General features: G+C 62.7%; 24 protein-coding genes and 2 pseudogenes. 15 read left to right on the top strand and 11 right to left on the bottom strand.

Annotated features, from left to right (window positions below; translation table 11 throughout):
• Window positions 1–102: 102 nt before the first annotated feature.
• Together ACWICV_RS11230 and ACWICV_RS11225 are read right to left on the bottom strand one after the other, a co-directional pair.
• Window positions 103–600, bottom strand: coding sequence for a hypothetical protein (locus tag ACWICV_RS11230; protein ID WP_105661688.1), 498 nt, complete (start codon window positions 598–600; stop codon window positions 103–105).
• 69 nt (window positions 601–669) lie between these two features.
• Entirely contained in the window at window positions 670–1,458 is a 789-nt protein-coding gene (locus ACWICV_RS11225) for a GAP family protein (protein WP_402472636.1), read from the bottom strand.
• 109 nt (window positions 1,459–1,567) lie between these two features.
• Between ACWICV_RS11225 and ACWICV_RS11220 the strand changes: the two genes are divergently transcribed.
• Both ACWICV_RS11220 and ACWICV_RS11215 read left to right on the top strand, forming a co-directional pair.
• Window positions 1,568–2,731 (top strand): sensor histidine kinase, encoded by a 1,164-nt coding sequence (locus ACWICV_RS11220; RefSeq protein WP_454091030.1) that lies wholly within the window; start codon window positions 1,568–1,570, stop codon window positions 2,729–2,731.
• Window positions 2,728–3,390: a response regulator gene (locus tag ACWICV_RS11215; RefSeq protein ID WP_454091029.1), complete on the top strand. Its 663-nt coding sequence runs from the start codon at window positions 2,728–2,730 to the stop codon at window positions 3,388–3,390. Before ACWICV_RS11220 ends, ACWICV_RS11215 begins: the two co-directional genes overlap by 4 nt.
• Here ACWICV_RS11215 and ACWICV_RS11210 read toward each other — a convergent pair.
• Both ACWICV_RS11210 and ACWICV_RS11205 read right to left on the bottom strand, forming a co-directional pair.
• Window positions 3,338–3,694: a VOC family protein gene (locus tag ACWICV_RS11210; RefSeq protein ID WP_105657413.1), complete on the bottom strand. Its 357-nt coding sequence runs from the start codon at window positions 3,692–3,694 to the stop codon at window positions 3,338–3,340. The genes ACWICV_RS11215 and ACWICV_RS11210 overlap by 53 nt on opposite strands.
• Window positions 3,695–3,726: 32 nt before the next feature.
• Complete coding sequence (locus ACWICV_RS11205) at window positions 3,727–4,626, bottom strand: LysR family transcriptional regulator (protein WP_454152493.1); 900 nt, start codon at window positions 4,624–4,626, stop codon at window positions 3,727–3,729.
• A gap of 127 nt (window positions 4,627–4,753) precedes the next feature.
• On the opposite strand from ACWICV_RS11205, the gene ACWICV_RS11200 reads away from it, so the two are divergent.
• Window positions 4,754–6,139 carry an MFS transporter gene (locus tag ACWICV_RS11200; protein WP_454091028.1) on the top strand — a complete coding sequence of 462 codons (1,386 nt, stop codon included), beginning with the start codon at window positions 4,754–4,756 and terminating at the stop codon, window positions 6,137–6,139.
• 41 nt (window positions 6,140–6,180) lie between these two features.
• On the opposite strand, the gene ACWICV_RS11195 is transcribed toward ACWICV_RS11200, so the two are convergent.
• Window positions 6,181–7,074: a LysR substrate-binding domain-containing protein gene (locus tag ACWICV_RS11195; protein WP_402472652.1), complete on the bottom strand. Its 894-nt coding sequence runs from the start codon at window positions 7,072–7,074 to the stop codon at window positions 6,181–6,183.
• A 99-nt stretch (window positions 7,075–7,173) separates the two neighbouring features.
• On the opposite strand from ACWICV_RS11195, the gene ACWICV_RS11190 reads away from it, so the two are divergent.
• From ACWICV_RS11190 to ACWICV_RS11175, 4 genes are read left to right on the top strand one after another with little or no spacing between them, the layout of a single operon-like run.
• Window positions 7,174–8,418, top strand: coding sequence for a cytochrome P450 (locus tag ACWICV_RS11190; RefSeq protein WP_454091027.1), 1,245 nt, complete (start codon window positions 7,174–7,176; stop codon window positions 8,416–8,418).
• A gap of 9 nt (window positions 8,419–8,427) precedes the next feature.
• On the top strand, window positions 8,428–8,748 hold the full coding sequence (locus tag ACWICV_RS11185) for a 2Fe-2S iron-sulfur cluster-binding protein (RefSeq protein WP_402472656.1): 321 nt from the start codon (window positions 8,428–8,430) through the stop codon (window positions 8,746–8,748).
• A 2-nt stretch (window positions 8,749–8,750) separates the two neighbouring features.
• Window positions 8,751–9,956 (top strand): NAD(P)/FAD-dependent oxidoreductase, encoded by a 1,206-nt coding sequence (locus tag ACWICV_RS11180; protein ID WP_402472658.1) that lies wholly within the window; start codon window positions 8,751–8,753, stop codon window positions 9,954–9,956.
• 16 nt (window positions 9,957–9,972) lie between these two features.
• A complete protein-coding gene (locus ACWICV_RS11175) occupies window positions 9,973–11,349 on the top strand; it encodes an MFS transporter (protein WP_402472661.1) in 1,377 nt (458 codons plus the stop codon).
• Window positions 11,350–11,422: 73 nt separating this feature from the next.
• Here the strand turns inward: ACWICV_RS11175 and ACWICV_RS11170 are convergent, their stop codons facing one another.
• Entirely contained in the window at window positions 11,423–12,286 is an 864-nt protein-coding gene (locus tag ACWICV_RS11170; protein ID WP_402472663.1) for a bifunctional methylenetetrahydrofolate dehydrogenase/methenyltetrahydrofolate cyclohydrolase, read from the bottom strand.
• 170 nt (window positions 12,287–12,456) lie between these two features.
• On the opposite strand from ACWICV_RS11170, the gene ACWICV_RS11165 reads away from it, so the two are divergent.
• Window positions 12,457–13,491, top strand: coding sequence for a flavin-containing monooxygenase (locus ACWICV_RS11165; protein ID WP_402472664.1), 1,035 nt, complete (start codon window positions 12,457–12,459; stop codon window positions 13,489–13,491).
• A gap of 9 nt (window positions 13,492–13,500) precedes the next feature.
• Here the strand turns inward: ACWICV_RS11165 and ACWICV_RS11160 are convergent, their stop codons facing one another.
• Entirely contained in the window at window positions 13,501–15,357 is a 1,857-nt protein-coding gene (locus ACWICV_RS11160; RefSeq protein WP_454152492.1) for a hypothetical protein, read from the bottom strand.
• Window positions 15,358–15,572: 215 nt separating this feature from the next.
• Between ACWICV_RS11160 and purU the strand changes: the two genes are divergently transcribed.
• Genes purU through ACWICV_RS11145 form a run of 3 tightly spaced genes read left to right on the top strand, consistent with a single transcriptional unit; the run spans window position 15,573 to window position 17,256 of the window.
• Window positions 15,573–16,415, top strand: a complete 843-nt coding sequence (gene purU / locus ACWICV_RS11155) for a formyltetrahydrofolate deformylase (protein ID WP_105661680.1) — start codon at window positions 15,573–15,575, stop codon at window positions 16,413–16,415.
• Between the two features lie 37 nt (window positions 16,416–16,452).
• Window positions 16,453–16,971 carry a gamma carbonic anhydrase family protein gene (locus ACWICV_RS11150; protein ID WP_454091025.1) on the top strand — a complete coding sequence of 173 codons (519 nt, stop codon included), beginning with the start codon at window positions 16,453–16,455 and terminating at the stop codon, window positions 16,969–16,971.
• A 54-nt stretch (window positions 16,972–17,025) separates the two neighbouring features.
• Window positions 17,026–17,256 (top strand): hypothetical protein, encoded by a 231-nt coding sequence (locus ACWICV_RS11145; RefSeq protein WP_402472671.1) that lies wholly within the window; start codon window positions 17,026–17,028, stop codon window positions 17,254–17,256.
• Between the two features lie 10 nt (window positions 17,257–17,266).
• Here the strand turns inward: ACWICV_RS11145 and ACWICV_RS11140 are convergent, their stop codons facing one another.
• Together ACWICV_RS11140 and ACWICV_RS11135 are read right to left on the bottom strand one after the other, a co-directional pair.
• Window positions 17,267–18,811 carry a DUF222 domain-containing protein gene (locus ACWICV_RS11140; protein WP_454091024.1) on the bottom strand — a complete coding sequence of 515 codons (1,545 nt, stop codon included), beginning with the start codon at window positions 18,809–18,811 and terminating at the stop codon, window positions 17,267–17,269.
• A gap of 110 nt (window positions 18,812–18,921) precedes the next feature.
• Window positions 18,922–19,536: pseudogene (locus ACWICV_RS11135) on the bottom strand (GyrI-like domain-containing protein); the annotation flags it as partial.
• Between the two features lie 282 nt (window positions 19,537–19,818).
• Between ACWICV_RS11135 and ACWICV_RS11130 the strand changes: the two are divergent.
• Window positions 19,819–19,980 (top strand): annotated as a pseudogene (locus tag ACWICV_RS11130) (GlsB/YeaQ/YmgE family stress response membrane protein); the annotation flags it as partial.
• An 88-nt stretch (window positions 19,981–20,068) separates the two neighbouring features.
• On the opposite strand, the gene ACWICV_RS11125 reads toward ACWICV_RS11130, so the two are convergent.
• Window positions 20,069–20,368: a hypothetical protein gene (locus ACWICV_RS11125; RefSeq protein ID WP_400291312.1), complete on the bottom strand. Its 300-nt coding sequence runs from the start codon at window positions 20,366–20,368 to the stop codon at window positions 20,069–20,071.
• Window positions 20,369–20,617: 249 nt separating this feature from the next.
• Complete coding sequence (locus tag ACWICV_RS11120; RefSeq protein WP_402472678.1) at window positions 20,618–21,166, bottom strand: MarR family winged helix-turn-helix transcriptional regulator; 549 nt, start codon at window positions 21,164–21,166, stop codon at window positions 20,618–20,620.
• 177 nt (window positions 21,167–21,343) lie between these two features.
• Between ACWICV_RS11120 and ACWICV_RS11115 the strand changes: the two genes are divergently transcribed.
• From ACWICV_RS11115 to ACWICV_RS11105, 3 genes are all read left to right on the top strand, one after another.
• Window positions 21,344–21,823 carry a hypothetical protein gene (locus tag ACWICV_RS11115; RefSeq protein WP_400291316.1) on the top strand — a complete coding sequence of 160 codons (480 nt, stop codon included), beginning with the start codon at window positions 21,344–21,346 and terminating at the stop codon, window positions 21,821–21,823.
• A gap of 134 nt (window positions 21,824–21,957) precedes the next feature.
• Window positions 21,958–22,440: a hypothetical protein gene (locus ACWICV_RS11110; RefSeq protein WP_454091023.1), complete on the top strand. Its 483-nt coding sequence runs from the start codon at window positions 21,958–21,960 to the stop codon at window positions 22,438–22,440.
• A gap of 306 nt (window positions 22,441–22,746) precedes the next feature.
• Window positions 22,747–23,064 (top strand): hypothetical protein, encoded by a 318-nt coding sequence (locus ACWICV_RS11105; protein ID WP_454091022.1) that lies wholly within the window; start codon window positions 22,747–22,749, stop codon window positions 23,062–23,064.
• Window positions 23,065–23,121 lie beyond the last annotated feature (57 nt).

The raw sequence follows: 23,121 nt of genomic DNA, 5'->3' as shown, positions 1-23,121 counted from the left end.
TATTCCAGCTTACAAAATTATGCGATCGATTACGCGCTGATCTGGCCTGCGCCGGAACGCGGGCAACGAAAAAGGGCAACGCTTGCGCGTTGCCCTGGACAATTAGTCGATGATTTCGCCATCCATCGGCTTGGCCGGCTTGATCATGTCCCGCGCATTCGTCGCGGTCATCTGGATCGTCTCCAGCGCCCGGTCGATCATGCCCTCGTGATCCTCGCCCCGGCTCTGGCGCTGTTCGGCGATCACGCGTGCCTGGACCTGGACGATCTTGAACGAGTGATCCAGCTTCATGTCGCGCTGGCTGGTGGCTTCGTCAACCACCACGGTGCCGGGCTGGGCGCGCGGGGTGGCCGCCGCGGTGGCTTCGCGCAGCGAGTTGTTGATCTTCTCGGCGCCCCGCTTGAGGCCGAACATCATGAATGCGGCCAGCAGCAGCCAACCGGCGGAGATGACGACTACAAACCAGCCGACGATCTGGTTGGAGTTGGCAGCGAATACCACTGCCACCAGAAGGACGATGACCATGACGGACATTGCCAAAGTTGATGCGTTCAGGGTGACTTTCCTGCCCTGCTTCGCGCTGCTGCCTAGAGGTTCCATGCCGTCAATTCTCGCATCATTACCCCGCTTCAAGCCAATTGGAACCGTGCCCTTTCGCCCACAGCGTGGCTAGCCGAACAGGCTGTGCAGGTCCTGCCCGGAAAGGCTCGCGCGAATCAGCAGGTATCCGCCGATGCCCACCACCCAGCCAAGGGTTTCCTGGGCGTAGGCCGAGGCCTTGGCCCCCATTTTCTGCAGCCAGGCCTCGATGCGCGGCCCGGCGAGCGCAAGCGCGCCAACCAGCACCAATGCCGGGACGATCATCACCAGGCAGTAGCCGACCAGCGCGAGCAGCTGCAGGCCGGTGCCCCAGCCGGCGCCCTGCATGACGCCAACGGCTGCGAGGTAGGGAAGCATCGTGGGAAGTTCCAGCAGGCCGGCGAACAGGGCCAGGGCAATCAACCCGGTGCGGGTATCCAGCGCAGTGCCCAAGCGGCTGCGCAGGCGCAGCGGCACCTGGCCGGCGGGGTCCGCCGGTTCCGGCGCTGCCGATGCCGCCCCGCCATGCGCGAGAGCTTTCCGTGCGCTGGCTTTCCGTGCGCTGGCTTCCTTCTGCGCATCGGTGCGGTAGGTGAGCGCCCAGATGATCATCAGCGCCCCGGCGGCCATTGCCGCCAGCCGGAAGAACCGGTGCTCGAAGATGGCCGGGTCGATGAGCAGCAGTCCGCTGCGCAGCAGCACCCCGATGACCCAGTAGAAGCCGGCGATCACCAGCAGGTAGGCCAGGACCTTGGCGATGGCCTCACGGCGTCCCCGCAGCAGCAGCCACAGCGGAATGACCAGGGTGCCGATGCTGGTCGAATCGATCAGCGCCAGGATGAGAAGGGATAGTTCGGGATTGCTTGTCATGATGTCCATGGATTCCACTGTTCCGCGGCCTGCCGGATCGCGGTATCGGCCAGTGGGCTGCGCCTTCTCCTCCTTAAGGGGGATACCGGCGGGCAGCCAGTTCGGGGATGCTGGAAGCATGGACTTCATTCGGCGGATGGGCAGCGGCGACAAGGAACCCGAGGTCGTCGGCACCTATCTGGTGCTCACCGCCATCTTGCATCTTTCGGGACTGGCCAATCCCCCATGGTTCGCGATCCGCGGGTACGAATGGATCGTCTTGCTGCTCATCGGCTTGGCCGCTGTGCTGGTCCGTCGCCGTTTTCTCGTAGCCAGCTCCGTGGCCATGCTGTTCGCCGGCGCCGGCTTGCTGGCCGTGGGAAGCCTGGGCGGGTACTTCCTGGTCTTCGAATGCGTCTTCGGGTTGTTCCTGCTCGGTTCGGTGCGCACGCGGACGGTGGCGCTGGCGCTGCTGTGCTTGGCCGCCATCTCGCTGGCCATCGCCACCTGGCTGGGCACCGGGAATCCGCAGGAGGTGGTGCTGGCCCTGTTCATGGCCGGCTTCATCCTCTTCACCCCGATGCTCTGGGCCGAGAATGTGCGCACCGCCAAGGAGCTGGCCCGGGCCGAAGCCCAGCGGGCGCAGGCTGTCCAGTCGGCGGCCGATGCCCGCGAGGACCAGCTGGTCGCCGAGCACGACTTTTCCCGCGTCCAGGAGCGCACTGCGTTGGCCCGCGAGATGCATGACGTGCTCTCGGCCAGGTTCTCGTCAATCGCCCTGCTCTCCGGCGCCCTGCTTCCGGCCGCACCCCAGGAGGTGCGGGCTCCGTTGCAGAGCATCCGCGATGAGTCGGTGTCCGGCTTGGAAGACATGGCCGCGATGGTGCGGATGCTGCATGCCGGGGGCCCTGCGCTGCAGGCGCGGATCGAGGATCTGCCTGAGCTGGTGGCCGGATTCGGCAGCCCGGTGCGCTGGGAGTACCGGGTCGCGCATCCGCAGCGCTTCAGCCCAGCGGTGCATACCGCCGCGCACCGCACGGTCTGCGAGCTGCTGGTCAACCACGCCAAGCATGCGCCGGGCACTACCCTGGAACTGAGCGTGATCCAGGACCAGGGCCTAGCGATCACGGCGAGCAACGGCCTGCGGCCCAACACCAGCCGAGGCCCAGGGGCGGGCACCGGGCTGGAGAATATCCGCACCCGGGTCGCCGCGCTCGATGGCCGGTTCGGGGTCCGCACCGGCCCGGATTTCGAGGTGCGCGTCGAATTCCCCGGACCAATTGAAGCAATGGAGAAGCCGTGAAAGTCCTGATCGTCGATGACCATGCGACCGTGCGCATGGGGATCCGGCTGGTGCTGCAGGCCGCGGAAGACCTGGAAGTCGTGGGCGAAGCGGCCGACGGGCGATCGGCCATTTCCATGGCCCGTGCCCTGTCCCCCGACGTCATCCTGATGGACCTGCGCATGCCGGTGCTCGATGGCATCGAGGCCACCAAGGCGCTGCACGGCAGCAGCCGCGTCGTGGTGCTCACGACCTTCGACGACGACCAGTACCTTTTTGGCGCGCTGCAGGCCGGGGCGCACGGGTTCCTGCTCAAGAGCGCCGAACCGCAGGCGATCATCATGGGCGTGCGGGCCGCGGCCCGCGGCGAATCGGTGCTGGATCCGCAGGTGACCTCGCGGATCCTGGCCCGGGCGCTGGCGCCGGAACCCGGCACCGCGAAACTGCCCGATGGCTTGACCGGCAGGGAACGCGAGGTGCTCGACGGGTTGGCCGAAGGGCTGAGCAACCCGCAATTGGCGCAGCGGCTGGGCATCGGGCAGAGCACCGTGAAGACGCATGTCTCCCAGGTGCTGGCCAAGCTCGGGGTCTCGACCCGGCTGCAGGCGGCGAAGATCGCCTACGCGGCTACCAGCTCACCAGGCAGAACGGGTGGTCTTGCGGGTCCAGATAGACCCTGAAGGTCTTCGACCCTTCCCCGGTCGAGCGCGCACCGAGGTGCAGCACCTGTTCTTCGGCCAGGTCCAGGTCGGCGACTTTCACGTCGATATGCGCCTGCTGCGGGTGCACATGCCCGGGCCACTGCGGGGCCACGTACGGGCTGACCGCCTGGAAGGCGAGCGCAGGATGGTCCGGCGCATCGCCAATGGAAACCCAGTCGGGCTCGTTGTCGATGCGCACCATCCCGAGGAGCTGTTCATAGAATCCGGCCAGTGCATCGGGGTCCTCGCAGTCGATGACCATGGCCTGCCACGTGCCAATCATGTGGCCATTATGCGCGCCCCGGGGGTGCGCGTCTACCAGGACTCAGCCATCGCGCAGGTGCAGTGGTCGATCAGCGCCTGGACGCGGGCCGGGATCTGGACCCCCTTGGGCGTGATCGCCACGACCGCGTTCGGGTAGTTGGGGGCCTTGAGCTCGCGGAAGGCCAGCGGGCGGCCCTCGATGGAGACCTCGGCATTGTTCGGGCGGCGCATGAGCAGCCCGTAGCCCAGGCCGCGGCCCACCATCGCGGAGACCAGGATCATCTGCGGGACCGAGGCGGCGATCCTGGGCTGCAGGCCCTGGGAGGCGAAGAGCTGCTGCTGGTGCTCGGTGCTCGGGTCGGACTCGTAGATGATCAGCGATTCGTCGACCAGGTCGGCCAATTCCAGCGGCCGGGCGAGGTTGGCCAGCCGGTGCTCGGGATGCAGCACGACCTGCATCTCGGTCTGGTAGATCCTCTGCTTGTCCATGTCCGCGGGCAGCTTCAGGTCATAGACGAAAGCGACATCGATCTCGCCCTCTCGCAGGGCCGGCAGCAAGTCCTCGTGGGTGCCTACGCGCACATCGAGCTGCACCTCGGGGTGGTCGAACCCTTCCAGCGTGGCCGGAATCAGGTGCGGAGAGAGCGAAGCGAAGCAGCCGAAGCGCACCGGCCCGCGCAGCGCTCCTTCCGTTTGCGGGAATGTTGCACGCAATTCGCCGACATCGGAAAGGATCTTCCGGGCCATGGCGGCGAAGTGCTGCCCGGACGCGGTGAGCCGGATCCCGTGGGCCTTGCGGCGCAGGCACAACGTCTCCCCGGCATGCTTCTCGATGGCGGTAATAGCCTGCGACAAGGCCGATTCCGAGATTCTCAATTCGCTGGCCGCCGAACCGAGCGTGCTGTGGGCGGGAAGTTCAGCCATGATTTCCAGATGGCGCATCGAATACATAAGCCAGCCTTCAGAAGTTTTGCAGATATTTGAAGTTTACCTTACTTGTGCTTGGTGCCACACTGGAGTGACCCAAAACTCAGGTGCCAGTGATCGACGCCTCGGTACCACTCGCAAGGGAAGCACTATGACACAATCCAAGGCCGCCAAGGCCAACCAGCGCCGCGTAGCTTTCGCGACGGTCATCGGAACCACCGTGGAGTGGTACGACTTCTTCATCTACGCCACCGCAGCAGGCCTGGTCTTCAGCCAGCTGTTCTTCGAACCAGCAGGCCAGGAGATCGCGCTGCTGATCTCCTTCGCCTCGGTCGGCCTGTCCTTCCTCTTCCGCCCGCTGGGCGCATTCCTGGCCGGGCACTTCGGCGACAAGATCGGCCGCCGTGCGATGCTGGTCCTGACCCTGGCGCTGATGGGTGCAGCCACCACGCTGATCGGCGTGCTGCCGACCTACGAGACCGCAGGCATCTGGGCGCCGATCATGCTGCTGCTGCTGCGCATCCTGCAGGGCATCTCCGCTGGCGGCGAATGGGGCGGCGCAGTGCTGATGGCCGTCGAGCACGCCTCCGACGGCCACCGCGGCCGCGCAGGCTCCTACCCGCAGGTGGGCGTGCCGCTGGGCATGCTGCTGGCCTCGGGCACCATGGCGCTGATGACCGGGGTGATCTCCCCCGGCGATGCGTTCCTCGAATGGGGCTGGCGCGTTCCGTTCCTGGTGTCGATTATCCTGATCGCCGTCGGCTACTTCGTGCGCCGCTCGGTGGACGAGTCCCCGGTCTTCGAGGAAATCAGCGAGAACAAGGCTCAGACCGCTGTGCCGATCCTGGTGCTGTTCAAGAAGCACTGGCCACTGGTGCTCATTGCCGCGCTGGTCTTCGCCGGCAACAACGCCGCAGGCTACATGACCACCGGCGGCTTCTTCCAGGCCTACACAACCAACCCTGATGGCCCGGTCGGGTTGGAGCGCACCGACGTGCTGGTCGCTGTGGCCTTCGGCGCCGCCGTGTGGCTGGTCATGACCCTGGTCGCTGGCCTGCTGGCCGACAAGATCGGGCGCAAGCGCACCTACCAGATCGGCTTCATTGTTCTGGCAGCTTCGCTCTTCCCGGTCTTCGCACTGGTCAACTCCGGCTCGCTGGGCCTGCTTTACCTGGCCTTCGGCCTGTTCTCCATCGGACTGGGGCTGACCTACGGCCCGCAGGCGGCACTGTACTCGGAGCTGTTCCCGGCTTCGGTACGCTTCTCCGGCGTATCGATCTCCTACGCGATCGGCGCGATCGTCGGCGGCGCGTTCGCACCGACCATCGCCCAGGCGCTGGTGCAGGCGACCGGCGGCACCACCGCGGTGGCCATCTACCTGCTGATCGTCGTCGCAATCTCGTTCACCGCGGTCTCGCTGATCCGCGACCGGGCCGGAATCGACCTGTCCTTCCGCAACCAAGCGGAGCAGGAAGTGGGCGCGCTGGTCTTCGACAAGCGCCGCGCTGAAGCAGTGAAGTCCACCCAGGACGCCTAATCTCCATGCAAATGGCCCGTTCCTTTTGGAACGGGCCATTTTTAGTGCAGCGCTACAGCTAATTCATGCATGGCGGCCACCGCACGCGATGGTCGCAGCGCCTCGGGACTCACCAGACATACCCGGACCTTGCTGACCACCGGATGAATGCCGCGCACGGCCAGCTCTTTGCCCTCATAGGAGCGATCTCCCTGCGGACGCTGGATCAGGATCGCGTAACCCATATTGCGCGCAACCATCGAACGGGTGGCTTCAAAATCGGTAGTCCGGTACCGGATCCACGGGGTCAACCCGGCGGCCGCGAAGAGCATATTCGTATGCTCGCGGCTGGGTTGCACATCAAGAAGGATCATCGGCTCGGAAACCAGTTGTGCCAAAGCGATCTTGGGCTGCTGCGCCAACGGATGCGCTGGCGGCAGGACCACGACCGGTTCGGAGATCTGCAGCACGCGCTGCTTGAGCCCATCGGGCATGCCGAAGTCATACACCACCGCCAAATCCAGCTCCCCGGCCTGCAATTTCCGGTGAATCTGCTCTTGGGTGCCGGCGAAGAAATCCACCTGCACCTGCGGGTAGCGCTTGAGGTACTCGTCGAGCAATTCAACTAGGACCGTCGGCGCCAGCGACTGGTAGCACCCAATGCGCACCCGTCCGCGCAGCACCGCCCCGGCCTCGGCGGCCATCGCGTCCAGGTCTTCGGCCAGCTGCAAGAGATTGCGCCCCTCTGTTAGCACATATTCACCAGATGCGGTCAGGCTCACGCCATGCGCTTTGCGACGGACGGTCAGTTGGGTATTGAATGCGCGGTCGAGCTCGTTAAGTGCACCGCTTACAGCCGAAGCCGACAGCATCAGTGCCTGCGCTGCGGCGGCGATGGAACCATATTGCCCCACGGCGCGCAGGCATTCGATTTGGCGCAACGTATATCTCATCATCACCTCACTAAAACCGCGGATGCTCATCGATAATAACCACTTTACCCGAGGTTATGACACGCCTCACACTGAAGTGAGAAGCAACTCCGAGGAGAACGAATGAATACCGTAACCTGCCCCTTCAGCGGGGCCACTGCCACCCCAGCCCCTGCGGCTGCCCCAGCCAGCACCCCCGGCCACCCCGCCCCGGTCGCCGACTGGGTACGCATCGAAGACCTGCACCAGGACCCGTTCCCGATCTACCAGCGCCTACGGGAGGAGGCACCGGTGCACTGGGTTCCGGCGGTCAACCGCTACATGGTGACCTCCTACGCCGCCGCGCATGAGATCGAACAGGATGAGGCGCGTTTCTCCGCAAACGAGCGCAACTCGCTGATGAAACGCTCCATGGGCCACTCGATGCTGCGCAAGGACAACCCGGAACACCAGGTGGACCGCGATGCCTATGGAGCGACCCTGCGTCCGGGCACCATCAAGAAGCACTGGATGGGCATTTTCGAAAAAAACCACGCCACCTGGCTGGCAAACCTGCGGGAGGCGGGTCCCGGCGCCGACTTCGTCTGGGACTATGCGGCTCCCTACACCGCGGAGAACCTACGCCTGATTTGCGGATTCCACAATGCCACCCAGCAGGATATGCAGCGCTGGAGCCAAACCATGATCGATGGCACCGGCAACTATGCCGACGACCCGCAGATCTGGGCCAAGGCAGCGCAGTCCTCGGCCGAGGTGGACGCCGCCATCGACGAAATGATCCCGTACCTCGCCGCCAACCCTGACCACTCGCTGCTCTCCAACCTGGCCACCATGCCAATCCCGCTAGAAGCGATCCGCGCCAACCTGAAGATGACCATCGGCGGCGGGCTCAATGAACCACGTGACGTGCTGGCCAACACCGTCTGGGCGCTGCTGAACCACCCGGAGCAGCTGGCCGCGGTGCGCAAAGACCCGGCGCTTCACGCCAAGGCCTTCGAGGAGTCGGTGCGCTGGATCGCCCCGATCGGCATGTACCCGAGGGAGACGACCCAGGCGGTGGTGCTCGAGGGGATCGAATTGCCCGCCGGCGCCCGGCTTGGGGTGGTGCTCGGCGCAGCCAATCGCGACCCGCAGATATTCGAGGATCCCGAAAGCTTCAACATCTTCCGCGAGAAGAAGCCGCATTTGGCCTTCGGCGGCGGGGTCCACTTCTGCGCCGGCACCTGGATCGCCCGCGCCCAGGTGGCCCAGGTCGCTCTGCCCGCGGTGATCGACCAGCTGCCGCAGCTGCGTCTTGACCCCGAGCAGGCCAGCACCGATGCCGGCTGGGTTTTCCGCGGCATGACCAAAATGCCAGTACTTTTCTAAGAAGGAATTATGCCTACCATCATCTTTACCCAACCCGACGGCACTGCCACCGAGGTCGAGCTCGCCGAAAGCACCAACGTCATGCGTGCCGCGGTCACCCGGGGCGTCCCGGGGGTAGTCGGCGAATGCGGCGGCCAAGCCATGTGCGCCACCTGCCACGTCTACGTCGACCCGGCCGATGCAGCCCAGCTGCCTGCAATAGCCGACGACGAGGAAGAAATGCTGGACTGCACCACCGCACCGCGCTCCGAATTCAGCCGGCTCGGTTGCCAGATCTCGGTGGGTGCCGGCCAAAGCCTGCACGTGAGCATTCCCAGCGATCAGGTGTGAGCATGGAGCGCATCATCATCATCGGCGCCGGCCACGCCGGAGTCCAGCTGGCCGACTCGCTGCGCGAGCAGCAGTTTGCCGGCGCGATCGACCTCATCGACGACGAAGGCACTTTGCCCTACCAGCGCCCGCCGTTGTCCAAGGACCTGGTCAGCTGCGATGCCGTACTCCCGCTACGCGCGCCCGAGTTTTACGTTCGGCAGGCGATCACGGTGCATTCGATGACCGCCGTCGCGGTAGATACCGCCGCGCGCACCGTGACCCTATCGAACGGGAAGCTGCTGGACTACACGAAATTGGTCTTCGCCACCGGTGCCCGGAACCGCGACCTGCCCTGCCCAGGCGCTGAATTGGACGCGGTGTACCCCTTGCGCACCCTTGCCGATGCCAAAGCCGTGCGGGAAAAGCTGAAGAACGCGCAGCGTGCGGTAGTCATCGGTGCCGGCTTCATCGGGATGGAGTTCGCGGCGGTGGCAGCCGCACAAGGCATCGGTGTCAGCGTATTGTCTACCGGCCCCCGCCCGTTGAACCGGGCGTTAAGTTCCACCACCGCCGATTGGCTGGCGGCCGAGCATCGTGCCCACGGCGTCGACGTGCACAACGAAGAGGGCGTGGCGCGGATCGAGAACGTCGCCGGAGCACTCCAAGTCCACTCGACGCGGGGTCGAATACTCGATGCAGACTTGGTGCTTTATGGCATCGGGGTGCTCCCGAACACCGAGCTGGCGGCCGGCGCTGGCCTGCGCATCCAGGATGGCATCGTCGTGGATGCCACCTTGCAGACCAGCCACGCCGGGGTCTACGCTCTGGGCGACTGCGCCAACTACCCGTCCACAACGGGCAGGTGCCGACTGGAATCCGTGCAGAACGCCACCGACCAGGCCCGCACCTTAGCCCGCACACTCACCGATATACCCACCGAATACGGGCAGGTTCCCTGGTTTTGGAGCACGCAGAACAAGATCAAGGTCCAGATCGCCGGGCTCGGGGCACCGCAGGACACCCAGCTGGTGCTTGGAGAGCCGAGCACCGGGAAATTCTCCCTCGCCCTGTTGCGCGAGGGTCTGCTGGTCGCCGTCGAATCCGTCAACCGGCCCGCCGATCATCAGGCGGCACGCAAACTATTGGCCTCCGGCATGCCGATCACGGCAGAAATGCTCGAGCGCAACACGCTCAAGGAACTTCTCACCCTGGCTCCTGCCAGATAACCGCAAGGATCTGATTATGAGCTCCGCTCCTAGCACCAACCAACGCCGAGTGGCCATGGCCACGATCATCGGCACCACCATCGAATGGTATGACTTTTTCATCTACGCCACGGCCGCCGGGCTGGTCTTCGCGCACCTGTTCTTCGAACCTGCAGGCGAGCAGATCGGGCTGTTGCTAGCCTTCGCATCGGTGGGCATATCCTTCCTATTCCGCCCGCTTGGCGCATTTCTCGCCGGGCATTTCGGCGACAAGATTGGCCGGCGCGCCATGTTGGTGCTCACGCTCACCCTCATGGGGGCATCCACCACCTTGATCGGTTTACTGCCCAACTTTGAAACCGCTGGAATTCTGGCACCGATCCTGCTGCTAGTCCTTCGCATCCTGCAAGGCATCTCCGCGGGTGGCGAATGGGGCGGTGCCGTGCTGATGGCGGTGGAGCACGCCCCAGCTGACCGTCGAGCGCGCGCAGGTTCGTATCCGCAGCTGGGTGTGCCACTGGGCATGTTGCTCGCTTCGGCGGTCACCGCGCTGATGACCGGCGTCATCTCCCCCGGTGAAGCCTTCGTGGCCTGGGGCTGGCGCGTGCCGTTCCTGCTCTCGGTGCTACTCGTGGTTGTCGGCTTCTTCATCCGTCGTGCCGTGGATGAATCCCCGATTTTCCAGGAAATCGCAGACAAGAAGGCCCAAACCAAGGTGCCGGTACTGCTGCTGTTCAAGAAGCACTGGGCATTGGTGCTCATCGCGGCGCTGATCTTCGCGGGAAACAACGCCGCTGGATATATGACTACCGGCGGATTCCTACAGGCCTACATGACTAATCCTGAAGGACCGGTTGGGTTCAGCCGCACCGAGGTACTGTTGGCGGTCTCCTTCGGTGCCGTCATGTGGTTCCTCTTCACCCTGCTCTCGGGGATCATGGCCGATAAGATCGGCCGTAAACGCACGTACCAGATTGGCTTCACCAGCCAGCTGCTGTGCATCTTCCCGTTGTTCTGGATGGTGAACTCCGCCAGCCTACCGATGCTGTACCTTGGCTTTGCGTTGTTCGCAGTAGGTTTGGGTCTGTCCTACGGTCCGCAGGCGGCGCTGTACTCCGAGCTGTTCCCAGCCTCGGTGCGATTCTCCGGCGTCTCGATCTCCTACGCGCTCGGTGCAATTCTTGGCGGTGCTTTCGCCCCGATGATTGCCACCGCGCTGGTGCAGGCCACCGGGTCAACGGACGCAGTAGCGCTCTATCTGATCGGCATCACGGCGGTTTCGCTGATTGCCGTCAGCCTGGTGCGGGATCGAGCCGGGATTAACCTGTCCATCACCAATCAGGCCGAGCAGGAAGTCGGGGCATTGGTCTTCGACCGACGCGTTCCTCTCGAGGATAGGCAGCCGGTCGCCTAGACCCCTTGCGCAATCGCCAGCACATAGGCCAAGGGCCGGTTCCGCATGGAACCGGCCCTTGGGAGCTTTCGCGTTAGCGGGCGTTGCGCTCGGCGGCCTCGACCACGTTGTTCAGCAGCATCGCGCGGGTCATCGGACCCACGCCGCCCGGGTTAGGCGAGATCCACGACGCGACCTCGGCGGCAGCCGGATCAACGTCGCCGGTGACCTTGCCATCCACGCGGGAAACGCCCACGTCCAGCACGATCGCGCCTTCCTTGATGGCGTCGGCCTTGATGACGTGCGGCACGCCAGCGGCGGCGATGATGACATCGGCCTGGGCGAGTAGTTCAGGAAGATTGGTGGTGCCGGTGTGGGCAAGGGTGACGGTCGCGTTCACGTCGCGGCGGGTCAGCAGCAGTCCTACCGGGCGGCCGATGGTCACGCCGCGGCCCAGGACCAGCACGTGCTTGCCGTTCAGGTCGATATCGTGGCGGGCCAGCAGTTCCACGCAGCCCAGCGGGGTGCATGGCAGCGGGGAGGCCATCGGGCGGTTGACGTTGGCGACCAGGCGGCCCAAGTTCATCGGGTGCAGGCCGTCGGCATCCTTGGCAGGATCCATGGCTTCGAGGATGACATCCGTATCGATGTGCTTGGGCAGCGGCAGCTGCACGATATAGCCGGTGCAGTCCGGGTTCTCGTTCAGCTCGCGCACCTTGGCCAGCAGCTCGTCCTGGGTGGTTTCCTCGGGCAAATCCACGCGGATCGACTCGATGCCCACTTCGGCGCAGTCCTTGTGCTTGCCGCCGACATACCAGGCCGAGCCCGGGTCGTTGCCAACCAGGATGGTGCCCAGTCCGGTGGTGTGCCCGGCAGCCTTGAGCTTGGCAACGCGTTCGGCCAGTTCCTGCTTGATGGCGGCCGCGGTGGCCTTGCCGTCGAGAATGCGTGCGCTCACGCTGTTCCTTCCGTAGGTGCCCTGTTCCCAAGGCGGGTGGTGTGCAAACCCAGGCGCGCGGCTCGCACGATTAGCTCCCTGGTGGTTACCCACCTAACGCCAGTCACGCGTTCCAGTGTAGCGAAAATGGCTGCGGGAATGACTTTGAAGTGCGCAGGGTTACCTTAAGCGTGTACTCGACAATCGTGATCGGCGCAGGGCAAGCCGGGCTTGCCGCCGCCTACCATCTGGCCAAGCGCGGCATCGACTTCCTGGTGCTCGACGCAAACCCTGCACCCGGCGGGGCCTGGCAGCACCGCTGGGATACCCTCACGCTGGGCGACGCGCATCATATCCACCCCTTGCCCGATTTCCCGCTCGAGGTGCAGGATTCCACCCGGCCGGCCTCGCAAGTGGTGTCCGAATACTATGCGGAATACGAACAGCGCTTCGCGTTGCCGGTACGCCACGGCGCACCGGTGACCTCGGTCGAAAACGACGGAGAAAACTTCGTGGTGCACGCCGATGCGGATTACCGGTCGCGCACCATCATCAACGCCACCGGAACCTGGAGCAATCCGTTCTGGCCGGTCTACCCCGGGCACTTCGACGGTCCGCAGGTGCACACGAATGGCTTCGTCTCCCCGCAGCGATTCGCCGGGCAGCGCGTTTTGGTGGTCGGGGCCGGCGCCAGTGCCACCCAGTTCATCGTGCAGTTGCGCGCTGCCGGCGTGGATACCCTGTGGTCCACGCGCAGCGCACCGGACTGGCGCGAGGTTCCCACCGGAGCCGAATGGGGCCAGCAAGTGGAGCGCCAGGTCAACGAGCGCACCAGTGCGGGACTGCCGCCGAAGTCGGTGGTGGGCACCACCGGGTTGCTGCTCACCGAGAAGATGCGTGCCGGGATCGCCTCCGGGGCGCTGGTTTCGCGGGGGAAGATCGACCATCTGGAATCCGACGCCGTCGTCTTCTCCGACGGGTCAGGCGAAAAGATCGATGCGATCCTGTGGGCAACCGGCTTCCGGCATGCCCACCGGCATTTGCGCGATCTGAAACTGCACACGGCTCAAGGCGGCATCCTGATGGAGGATGGGGTGGCCGCCGTGGCGGTGCCCGGGCTGTTCTTCGTCGGCTATGGCGCGTCGGCCTCGACTTTGGGTGCTACCCGGGCCGGGAGGAAGGCGGCGCTGGCAGCCAGCAAGTTCCTGTCCGCTATTGCGGTATAGCGTGCCCAGTTACTTCTTACTCACCTTGGTTACCACAGTGGTGTAGCCGGGTTTCGAGACCGTCACCCACACGCCCAAGGTCTTCCGGGCATCGGCTTTGACGACCTTGTAGTTCGGCTTGGTGGCCTTGGGGATGATCTTTCCGGAGCGCGTCCATTGGTAGGAGATCTTCACGTTTTTAGTGTTGTAGCTGCCTGCCGTGGCTTTCAAGGTCTTGCCGGTGGATTTCTTGCCGGTGATCACCGGCTTCTTCAAGACCTTGAGCTTGGCGGCTGCGATCTTCCCGGTCGCAGTGCTGGTCACGGTCTTGGTGGTGTAGTTGGTCTTGGCATAGGCCACCGAAACCGAGATCCGCTGGTTCAGATCTGCCGGTTTGAGCGTGTAGTTCTTTGCCGTGGCGCCCTTGATCTTCTGGCCGCTGCGCAGCCACTGGTACTTAGTGGACTGAGCGGCTGGAGCCGCTGTAGCGGCCTTGGCGGTGAGCTTCGAACCGACTTTTGCGGTTCCGGAGACCTGAGGCTTGGCAACCGTGATCGTACCCTTGACGACCTTGACTGCCGAGCTGGCCGGCAGCCATACCGATTCTCCGTCCGCCGCGTGCAGAGTTGCCCGCACGGCGATCTTGCGGTTGGCATAGGACTGAGGTGGGGTATAGGTTTTCGCGGTAGCCCGCGGAATCTCGAAACCGTCGACTAGCCACTGATAATGGCGTGTGAACTCCGGGAAGTATGCGGCGTCGAGGGAAGCGGTGAGCTTCTGTCCCACGATCTTGCTGCCGCTGATCGTCGGCTTGGCGATCGAGGCGACTGTCGCGGCAATCGGCGCTCCGTACTTCATCGTCCCCTGCGCCGAGGGGACCCATACTTCGCCGTTTTGACGAACTGCTTTCGTCTCATAGTTCAGCGCGATGACTTTCTTGGAGTCTTCGCGCACCAGCTGGTAGCTCTCTCCCACGGCACCGGGAATCGGTGCCCCGTTGCGGGTCCACTGCAGGGCCGTGTATGGGTAATTGGTTGTCGGTGCCAGCAGGGCATCTCCCACGACCGCCGCGTCATGGCCCGCCAGCGACGGGTTCCTGTTCAGTGAAATTCGGCCGAGCTGGGCAGTATCGCGCACGCCAATGTGCCAGCTGGCTGCGTAGCTGACAGACTTCAGATTCTCCTGTCCCGGGATCACCGCCTCGAAGTCGGTGAGTTCAGCCGCCACACCCGCGAATCCAGCTTTGTTCGCGGTGAATCCGGTGGGGCTGATCTGGCCCAGGATTCGTTCGCGGGTGTATTCCCACGGCTTGAGCACACTGCCATCCACCGTGATCACCGGTTCAATTTCCGTGCTGGCACCGATCTTCAGTTCGATGAGCGGCTTGGTGTAGCTGGCCAGATCCAGTACTTCGAGATCAGACAGATCCTTGGCCCAGCGATAATCCGTCGAACTCGTGGCGAGCACTTCAAGTTCCTTCAGGTCAGACAACTGTCCCAGCCCAGCCAGCTGCACCTGCTGCCCCTTGGGGAATGTCAATGACAGTGACTCCAGCACTGGCAGCTTGGCTAGTTCCGCGATGATTTCCTGTGGAGCCTTATTGATCCGCACCGATTGCAACTGGGGGTTGGCGGCCAGGACTTCCAGCCCACCGAGCGCCTGCTCCTTCTGGGTGTCGACGCCGATCCACTGGATATCGCGCGTCATCGGCAGTTCCTGCAACGATGCCACGTTCTTGCAGGACAAACCCACGACGACACTAGCGGTCTCATCCATGTACTCGAAGCAGTCTGCAGGGCTGATAGCACCGTGGGCTGGGGGCACGAGCCCGGCGAATACCAAGGCGGTGGCGCCTATAACCGAAGTAAAACGATGCAGCAGCCTCATGTGTTTCCCCAAGCGTGAAAATGCCAAATTTATAGACATCATGTCATAGCGCGGCCAGGTATTGATCATCAGTTCGCACGGTGTTTTTTGAAGACGCATAAAGCACCTCGGCTGAGTGCGGAAACCTGCTGATGATCCAGTAGCTTCGACGCCTAACTGTGTAACTCCACCGAGACGAATGTGCATGCAGCGCGCCAGCCGGTTAATCTCAATGCATGAACAATTTCATCGTCACCCTATCTTGCATCGACCGTCCCGGCATCGTCCATGCCATTTCCGGGGGTCTTCTGGGTGCCGGTTGCAATATCACCGAGTCCCAGCAGTTCCTCTCGCCCGAAACCGGCACCTTCTTCATGCGCATCGAGGTAGCCACCGAGCAGTCCCTGGAACAGATCCGCGCGGGGCTCGCGCCCATCCGCGACGATTTCCACATGTCCCTCCGTGTGGACGATGGCGCCAAGCGCACCCGCACAATGATCATGTGTTCCAAGGCCGGGCATGCGCTCAACGACCTGCTGTTCGCCCAGCGTGCTGGCACCTTGCCCATCGATGTGCCGGTGATCGTCTCCAACCACCTGGATCTGAAGCCGATGGCCGATTTCTACGGGGTGGACTTCGTGCACCTGCCGGTGACCAAGGAGAACAAGTCCCAGGCCGAGGCTGAGCTGCTCAAGCTCGCCGAGGACTACGGCATCGAACTGGTGGTGCTTGCCCGCTACATGCAGATCCTTTCGGATTCGCTCTGCGAGCGCATGGAAGGCCGGGTCATCAACATCCACCACTCCTTCCTGCCCTCATTCAAGGGCGCCAAGCCGTACCACCAGGCCTATGCCCGCGGCGTGAAGCTGATCGGTGCCACCGCGCACTACGTCACCGCGGACCTCGATGAAGGTCCGATCATCGACCAGGAAGTCACCCACGTCTCGCACACCCGCACCGCCGAGCAGCTCGTTGAGCTGGGCCGCAGCGTGGAGGGCCGGACGCTGACCCGCGCTGTGCAGTGGCATGCTGAGCATCGCGTGATGCTCGACGGCCAGCGCACCATCGTCTTCTCGTGACTCGCCCCGTGCGCCTGAGCCAATTAGAGTAGGTGGCATGAGCCACATGATTACTATTGACGGGTCGACTCCACAGGTCGGCGAGAACGTTTTTGTCGCACCCACCGCAGTGTTGAGCGGGGATGTCGTCCTCGCGGATCGCTCCAGCGCCTTCTATGGCGTCTCCGTGCGCGGCGATTCGGCGCCGATTCGTGTGGGTGAAGGCACCAATTTGCAGGACAACGTCGTGCTTCACGCCGATGAAGGTTTTCCTTGCACCCTGGGTGCGGGCATCTCGGTGGGCCACTCGGCTGTGGTGCATGGCACCACCGTAGGTGACGGCTGCCTTGTGGGCATGAGCGCGACCATCATGAATGGCGCGGTGATTGGCGAGCAGTCGCTGGTTGCTGCAGGTGCACTGGTGTTGGAAGGCACGCAGGTTCCGCCGCGTTCACTGGTTGCCGGAGTTCCTGCCAAGGTCCGCCGCGAACTGAGCGATGAAGAAGTCGCCGGGTTGAAGACCAACGCTGATCACTATCTCGTGCTGGCAGCCAAGCATCTGGAAGCCAACGCCTAGAGTTTGCAAGCTCCTGGAAGCGCACTGCTTCCAGGACCTTGCGCCTTAAGCATTGTGCGTGTTGCTCATGGCTCGGCGATTTCGACGTCCAGCAACCCCGCACGCCACCGCGCAGTGCTCTCCTCCGCCAACGCCTCAGCCTCCAACCCTTCGGCCGGAGTCATGAAATACGTATTGACCCGCAATTTCTGCTCCGGATCCAACTCCGGCGGCAACAGCACCATCGGCCGGCTCCCAGGAATCTTCACCGCCTGGAACAACCCGCAATGCCTGGCCGTATGGTGAATCAAGCAATTCAACACCGCAGACTTGATATCAGTGCGCCCGCCCTTCTCCCACGGATCCAAATGATCCGCCTCGCACCGCTGCGCCGGCATGCTGCACCCAGGATACGAACACCCCGATAAACCGCCCGCAAAGCACGGACTTGCGCCTTGGAGAACAGTCGTTGGGTCCGCCCCAGATCCAAGGGCAGGCTCTTGCCATTGAGCACCACCGGCAAAATCCCCGCAGTGCACAGCGCTGTCCTGGCCTCGCCCGGGGACAGCAGGATCCCCGAGGACGTCACCGCGAAATCCTCCATTTTCTGTTGCAGCTTCTCCCAATCCAAAATGATGCTCACCTGAGCACCGGCAAGCCCAGCCTGCTGGCCCGGTGGTCTGCCGTTCGGTTTTCGTTCGCTCATCAGCAAAGCCATGAAACCAACGAGCCGCCGCCGCTCAGGTTTCAAATCCTCCCATTCACCGCTTGCCAGCTCCGGTTCGGAACTATCACCTTCTTGTTGATGACCATCATCTTCTGGTTGGTGATCCTCGTCTTCCCCTTCTGGCCGATGACCGTCCCCTTGGGAACGGGGATCCTCTGCGTCTGGATTGAGTCCTTCTCCCGGCGGGTCATCCTCGATGCCCTCGACGTCCTCGTCATCGGGTCTGCCTTTCGCCCAATCCGGTTTGCTGTCCTCATCATCCCAGCCACTAGTTTCCTCACCGGTGAACTGGGCATCCACGCCTTTCAACCCCTGCCGGTTCCCGGCAACGGTGGAAGGATTATCCAGATTCGCGAAATACGCCTCGATATATGCGGATTGCGAAGGGAGAACACGGATGAGGTATTCGACAACCCCTTTGCGCATACCGCGCTTGAAGATCCCAATACCATCCAGCAGTGCTTTGAGCGGGCGCTTGCCGGCCTTCACCTGCGCGACCAGGTCCTTGATGTGCTTGCGCGCCGATTTCGGCTCCGACCGCAGGAACGCCGCGGACTCGGCCTGCAGCTGCTGCTTCTTCGCTTCAGCGGCTTTCCCTTCGCCCAGGTCCTTGCGCACCGAATGCAGCTTCATCGCCGCCGAGGCGACCAGCCGCGGATCAATGTTCGAGTCCTGGAACTGTGCAGCGAGCTCGGGCAGCCATGGCTCCGTTGGTTCTCCTGCTTCGTCCACGCCACTGAGCAGGCAGTCGGCCTGCACCAACCGGGCGGCCGCGGTGCTGCGCGGGATATCCAGCCAGCCGGTCATCAGCCCTTTGGCGTCCTTGAAATGCGTGCGCCCGGTGGTGGTGCGCCCCTTCGCCTCTTCGATCTCCTCGATGGTGGGGTCGGGCTCGAGGTCGGTGATGGCCTGGAGGGATTCCTGGTCCAGCTTGTGCGCGCCGGTGCTCCGCAGTGCGGCAGCCGCGTGGACCTGTGTGCGGGTGAGTTCTTGGGTCATGTCTTCGGTGAGCAGCGCGAGATAGGCGGCCTGGCCTGCGGTGAGATCCGCGTGGGTCAGGCGCCGGGTCGCTGAAGCGGCCAACGCTTTGGCGTTGGCCAGGTCCTTCAGTGCTTGCGCGATGTCTGTGCTCATGGGAACCAGCATGCGCCGCAGATAAGGATCTGCGGGGCATGACTGTGCGGACTGTGGGCAAACCTTGGTTATCGACATCCGTTGGAACTCATAGGACGCCGTTCGCGCTCCTAGAGTCCGCGTTCCACCTGTAGCCACAACTCGCAGGTAGCGGTGCTGAAATCTTCGGCTCGTTCCAGCACCGCCACCATGGACGGGCCCTCGCGTAGCACCCACGGATTCGATGGGAACCACTGCTTTGCGGTGGAAGCCCAGACCTCCTGCAAAGCCGCTGGATACGGACCGGAGGTACGGAACACCGCCCATGTACCGGCAGGCACCGTGATGGCATACAAGTCTTCCGGCACCGATCCGTCCAGCACCCCGACACCGTGCAGGTAAGTCAGCTCGGATCCTTCCGTATAATCGGTCTCTAGATTGGAGGCGATCTGGAGCAGGTCGGCAGGTTCGGTGTTGCCCAATTCATTGAGCCTGTCATGCTCGCTGATCGGAAGCGAAGCAATATGCGCCTGGATCTTCGGGTTGGCTCCTTCATGGACCAACGGCACACGACCTGGGTGGCCCACCAGTTTGAATTCCGGGCGTTCAACAATTCGGGCATCCGTGGCGACGATCCCCTCGACGGTCAGGCTGAACCTGAGTATCGTTTGGCTTCGAAGGGGTCCACCTGCACAGCGGGCTTCGCCCGGGCTGGCATCATGCGGCGCACGTTGCACACGGTGGTACCCGAGCCCTCCAGCAATTGGCCAAAATCTATTTCCGCATCAAGCTCCTGTTCGATCTGATCCATGAGCCGATTCAGAATTCCGATCATGTTCCCACCGTTCGCCATCAACTATCCCGAGGGGAGGCATCGTAGCGCCCGACTTTCGCGGTTCGTTCCGATCAGCTAGTCCGATGACGCCAGCTTGCGACAGTAGCCAATACGGGCGCATCGCTGCAAGAACTACTGTGCACCGTTTCCTGCCTTTCCTCGCCAGTCGGCTCCCGCAAGACAAAGTATCCCGGTTCTAGGCGACGTCGGCGCTGTTGCCGGTGGCTGGATCTGCTCAGCCGTCTTCGGTGAAGGAGTGGATCAGTTCTGGTCCTTATCCAGTTGGCTTCTGGCCATCAGCGGTTCGTTGATCGTACTGGTCATTTGGGGAGTGCTCACGCGCAAGCATGCCTAACTGCACCTGCAGAGCAACGGTCCACCACGGAATCGCGGTGGACCGCTGCTCTGCGAGGAAGCGCATCTGGCATGCCTGCGCCGGATGTTCATTGACGGGAATCAGACTCGAAGTCCCGATCCCGAGCCGAATCGACCCCGGGGCCAGCGTCCGCTTCTTTGGCGGAAGACTCGCCCTGTTCGAGCTCGTCAGTACTGTGCTCGTGAATCGTCTCGCGCAGACCCTCGACCTCCTTGGCTCGCCGCTCCCAGTATTCCGGCTCCAAACCGAAGCCATTGGCCGCCTCTTCGGCCATCCTCTTGAAACCATCTCGATGGTCCTCCAGAGCGTTATTCAGATCTTCGAACTCGTCATGGCTGACACTGACGTCAAGGTGCTTTCGTCGCATTTGCATCATCCTAACTTGTTAGACAGGCTAAATAATTTTGATGCTCCCACCCTACGGCCCCGGGTTATCCATGGCAGTAGCCATAAGCCTTTCCCCAGAAACCCGGAAATGGGCTCTTTCGCACATCTGGCACTCACCCGACAAATGCCCTAGCCGACCAGCCAGGGTCGCCCCCCGCGGCAAGACTAGCAGTCAAGCCGTCAGCCAGGTCACGCGCCGTGGGCGAATCACATGCCCTGCGCCTTGCGCCTACCGCGAAGGCAGGGCACTCTCCCTCACCGCGCCCTTCCCCGCGGATGGCCGGCTTGACTCGTCATCGCTCTCGACACTGCGGATCATAGCCTCCAGGAACTTGGCTGCCGCAACCCGCTCGTCCTCGGAGAGCGTGCCTACGGCATCCATCATCTGCTCATGCATCCGATGCAGTGTTCCACGAACTTCCGTATCGCTGTAATCCGTGGGCACAATTCCCACAGACCGCCGATCCGCAGGATGCACGACACGCTCGGCATACCCATCGCGGCATAACCGGTCGATCAATACCGACACCGAAGCATTGGAGATCCCCAGTTCCTCAGCAAAATCCCGCTGGCGGGGAGTCACCCCTTTGCGGTGCGCGGCGAGCAGGAATCGCAGCGCGGACATATCGGTCTCGTTCATCCCCATCGAACCGCGGGTCGCAGCTCGCATCCTGTGCTCGGCCTCACGGTACTTGCGCATCAGATTCAGCAAATCCACTGCCTCGGGCACCGAACCGCCCTCGCGGTACCAGTACCCGCTGGCTTGATAGCTGCTCATGAGAAGAACTCCTTCCGCCGGATACGAACGCCATGCCCGCAACCCCGGGGGGCTTCCAATGCCCCTTTTCCGCGAGGTCCAGCTTGCCTAACATCGAAAAATTCATGTAACCTAGCTAATAGTTAGCCTGTCTAAAGATATTCTACTACGAAACAGCTATCAGTACCGGAGTGAAAGATGAGAGAATCCTTAGCAGTTCCCGTAGAAACCTCCCCGCAGCAAGGCAGCGCGTGGAGCACGCGAATCCAGAAGATCGCCACCTTCGCCTCTGAACAGTGCCGGAGCCGGGATACCGTGCATTCAGCAATGTGCACTATTACCGGCTCCCCGGAGCAGCTGGTCATCAACTTGGCATGCACGGCAAAAAGCGAAGACCAGGTGCCCGAGTTGATGCAGTACGTCAACGACACCCTCCTTCTGCAGATGGAAAGCTCGCTCGGTGTCCGATTCGAGGTGAAGAATCTGCAGTTCGCCGTCGCGGGCAAGGAGAGCCTGCTCGCAGCACCAGAGCACGCACCCGAGGCCGAACTCCCCGCGCATTGGCTCGATCAGCCTTTCGCCGCACCGAAGCAGACCCCCACCCCCGGGTCAGGGCTCGAACCTGCCAGTTTGGGAAGTGAATCAGATGGATCCCATGCAGATTTGAGCATGGCCTAGGATCTGCAGCACCCGCCGCCCGCCAAGAGCGGCAGCACCAAAACGAAAGGACCTTTCCAAAGCGCATCTCACTGCGGAGACTTACGTCAATATCGCTATTTTCATGAGCAGTGCAAGAAAGGGAAGTATCTAAAATGCCAAGTCGAATCGTACGAACCCGAACCGCAGTCAGAGTCGCTGATTTTCTCGCCACCCGTGAAGGCAAAGCCCACCTGTCCGGCTACGGCTGGGCGCAGGGAATGCCGATCGTCATGACGCAGCCTGCCGAATCTCTCAACGATGCCATGGGCATGGCATCAATCCATGGCCGTGCAGTGCTGGTGGCCATGCTCGATCCGCAGACCGAGGAACTTCACATGATGCATGTCACCGTCCCCCAAGCAGCACTGAAAGTGACCAAGGCCTGCGCTGATCGACTCACCATGGGAGAGTTCTTCGAACGCCTGGCCACCGAGCTCATTGCTGAGTTCCGCGTGAAATTCTGGAAGAACACTGCCGTCGCCCACAAGATCCCAGCCTGCCCCGCTATGCAGTCGCGAACCACCTCATCGACTCGATACCCAATGCCAGCACACCAGCATGGAGCCGAGCGCGTCGCGGCGGGCACTAGCAGGTAAACACCTTAGCCCCGGTTCTGGCTCATTGACCTGGCCAGCCAGCCAATACCCCCGTGGAACGGCTGGCGAGCCAGAACCGGGCCCCGTCTGGGGCTAGTTGTTGGCCTCGGTCCTCTATCCAGGTTTGCGGATACCAGGACCCGGAACAGCCAAGAAGCCGCAACAAGATGCACAACGCGTGATGGCATCACCTATGAAGCGAGAACGTTCCCATTTCGTAGCCTTCGAACCGGACTCTTCTGCCTGCCAGTCCCCTTTCAATGACGCCTTCTTTCAATGACGCCTTCTCGTGAAAGGCGTTAAGAAATGCTCACCATCAGCACGGAAAGTTACCCGGGACGCAGCGTCCACTTCAATCAACTGCCGACTTTCATCGGAAGGTCGGCAATTGAGCATTTCAGGACGGATTCGATGAGCTCAGCGAAAAACCTTATCCCCTACCGAGTTGTGCTCGATATTAACCGCGAAGACGACAGCTGCTTCCTCTTCGAGGCGCTCCAGCATTACCGTCGATACCTTTCAGCACAGGAGCACCACCAGCCCGAACTGCACAGCATGCGCCGGCTACTCGACATGGTTGACGCAGCCTGGCTGAACTCCGCGAACGTGACCGATAGAAACTAGCAGCACGAACCGTATTCGATTCTTCTCCGCGAAGGAATTGCATAACAAGCTGATCAT

Source organism: Glutamicibacter sp. NPDC055354, assembly GCF_053644955.1.
Note: the sequence above shows the minus strand (reverse complement) of the source record. Positions and strands in the feature narration are given on the sequence as shown.

Bases quoted from the DNA above. Each gene is read 5' to 3' on its own strand.
- ACWICV_RS11230 (WP_105661688.1), bottom strand. From the start codon at position 600: ATGGAACCTCTAGGCAGCAGCGCGAAGCAGGGCAGGAAAGTCACCCTG.
- ACWICV_RS11225 (WP_402472636.1), bottom strand. From the start codon at position 1,458: ATGGACATCATGACAAGCAATCCCGAACTATCCCTTCTCATCCTGGCG.
- ACWICV_RS11220 (WP_454091030.1), top strand. From the start codon at position 1,568: ATGGACTTCATTCGGCGGATGGGCAGCGGCGACAAGGAACCCGAGGTC.
- ACWICV_RS11210 (WP_105657413.1), bottom strand. From the start codon at position 3,694: ATGATTGGCACGTGGCAGGCCATGGTCATCGACTGCGAGGACCCCGAT.
- ACWICV_RS11205 (WP_454152493.1), bottom strand. From the start codon at position 4,626: ATGTATTCGATGCGCCATCTGGAAATCATGGCTGAACTTCCCGCCCAC.
- ACWICV_RS11200 (WP_454091028.1), top strand. From the start codon at position 4,754: ATGACACAATCCAAGGCCGCCAAGGCCAACCAGCGCCGCGTAGCTTTC.
- ACWICV_RS11195 (WP_402472652.1), bottom strand. From the start codon at position 7,074: ATGATGAGATATACGTTGCGCCAAATCGAATGCCTGCGCGCCGTGGGG.
- ACWICV_RS11190 (WP_454091027.1), top strand. From the start codon at position 7,174: ATGAATACCGTAACCTGCCCCTTCAGCGGGGCCACTGCCACCCCAGCC.
- ACWICV_RS11185 (WP_402472656.1), top strand. From the start codon at position 8,428: ATGCCTACCATCATCTTTACCCAACCCGACGGCACTGCCACCGAGGTC.
- ACWICV_RS11180 (WP_402472658.1), top strand. From the start codon at position 8,751: ATGGAGCGCATCATCATCATCGGCGCCGGCCACGCCGGAGTCCAGCTG.
- ACWICV_RS11175 (WP_402472661.1), top strand. From the start codon at position 9,973: ATGAGCTCCGCTCCTAGCACCAACCAACGCCGAGTGGCCATGGCCACG.
- ACWICV_RS11160 (WP_454152492.1), bottom strand. From the start codon at position 15,357: ATGAGGCTGCTGCATCGTTTTACTTCGGTTATAGGCGCCACCGCCTTG.
- purU (WP_105661680.1), top strand. From the start codon at position 15,573: ATGAACAATTTCATCGTCACCCTATCTTGCATCGACCGTCCCGGCATC.
- ACWICV_RS11150 (WP_454091025.1), top strand. From the start codon at position 16,453: ATGAGCCACATGATTACTATTGACGGGTCGACTCCACAGGTCGGCGAG.
- ACWICV_RS11140 (WP_454091024.1), bottom strand. From the start codon at position 18,811: ATGAGCACAGACATCGCGCAAGCACTGAAGGACCTGGCCAACGCCAAA.
- ACWICV_RS11125 (WP_400291312.1), bottom strand. From the start codon at position 20,368: ATGCGACGAAAGCACCTTGACGTCAGTGTCAGCCATGACGAGTTCGAA.
- ACWICV_RS11120 (WP_402472678.1), bottom strand. From the start codon at position 21,166: ATGAGCAGCTATCAAGCCAGCGGGTACTGGTACCGCGAGGGCGGTTCG.
- ACWICV_RS11115 (WP_400291316.1), top strand. From the start codon at position 21,344: ATGAGAGAATCCTTAGCAGTTCCCGTAGAAACCTCCCCGCAGCAAGGC.
- ACWICV_RS11110 (WP_454091023.1), top strand. From the start codon at position 21,958: ATGCCAAGTCGAATCGTACGAACCCGAACCGCAGTCAGAGTCGCTGAT.
- ACWICV_RS11105 (WP_454091022.1), top strand. From the start codon at position 22,747: ATGCTCACCATCAGCACGGAAAGTTACCCGGGACGCAGCGTCCACTTC.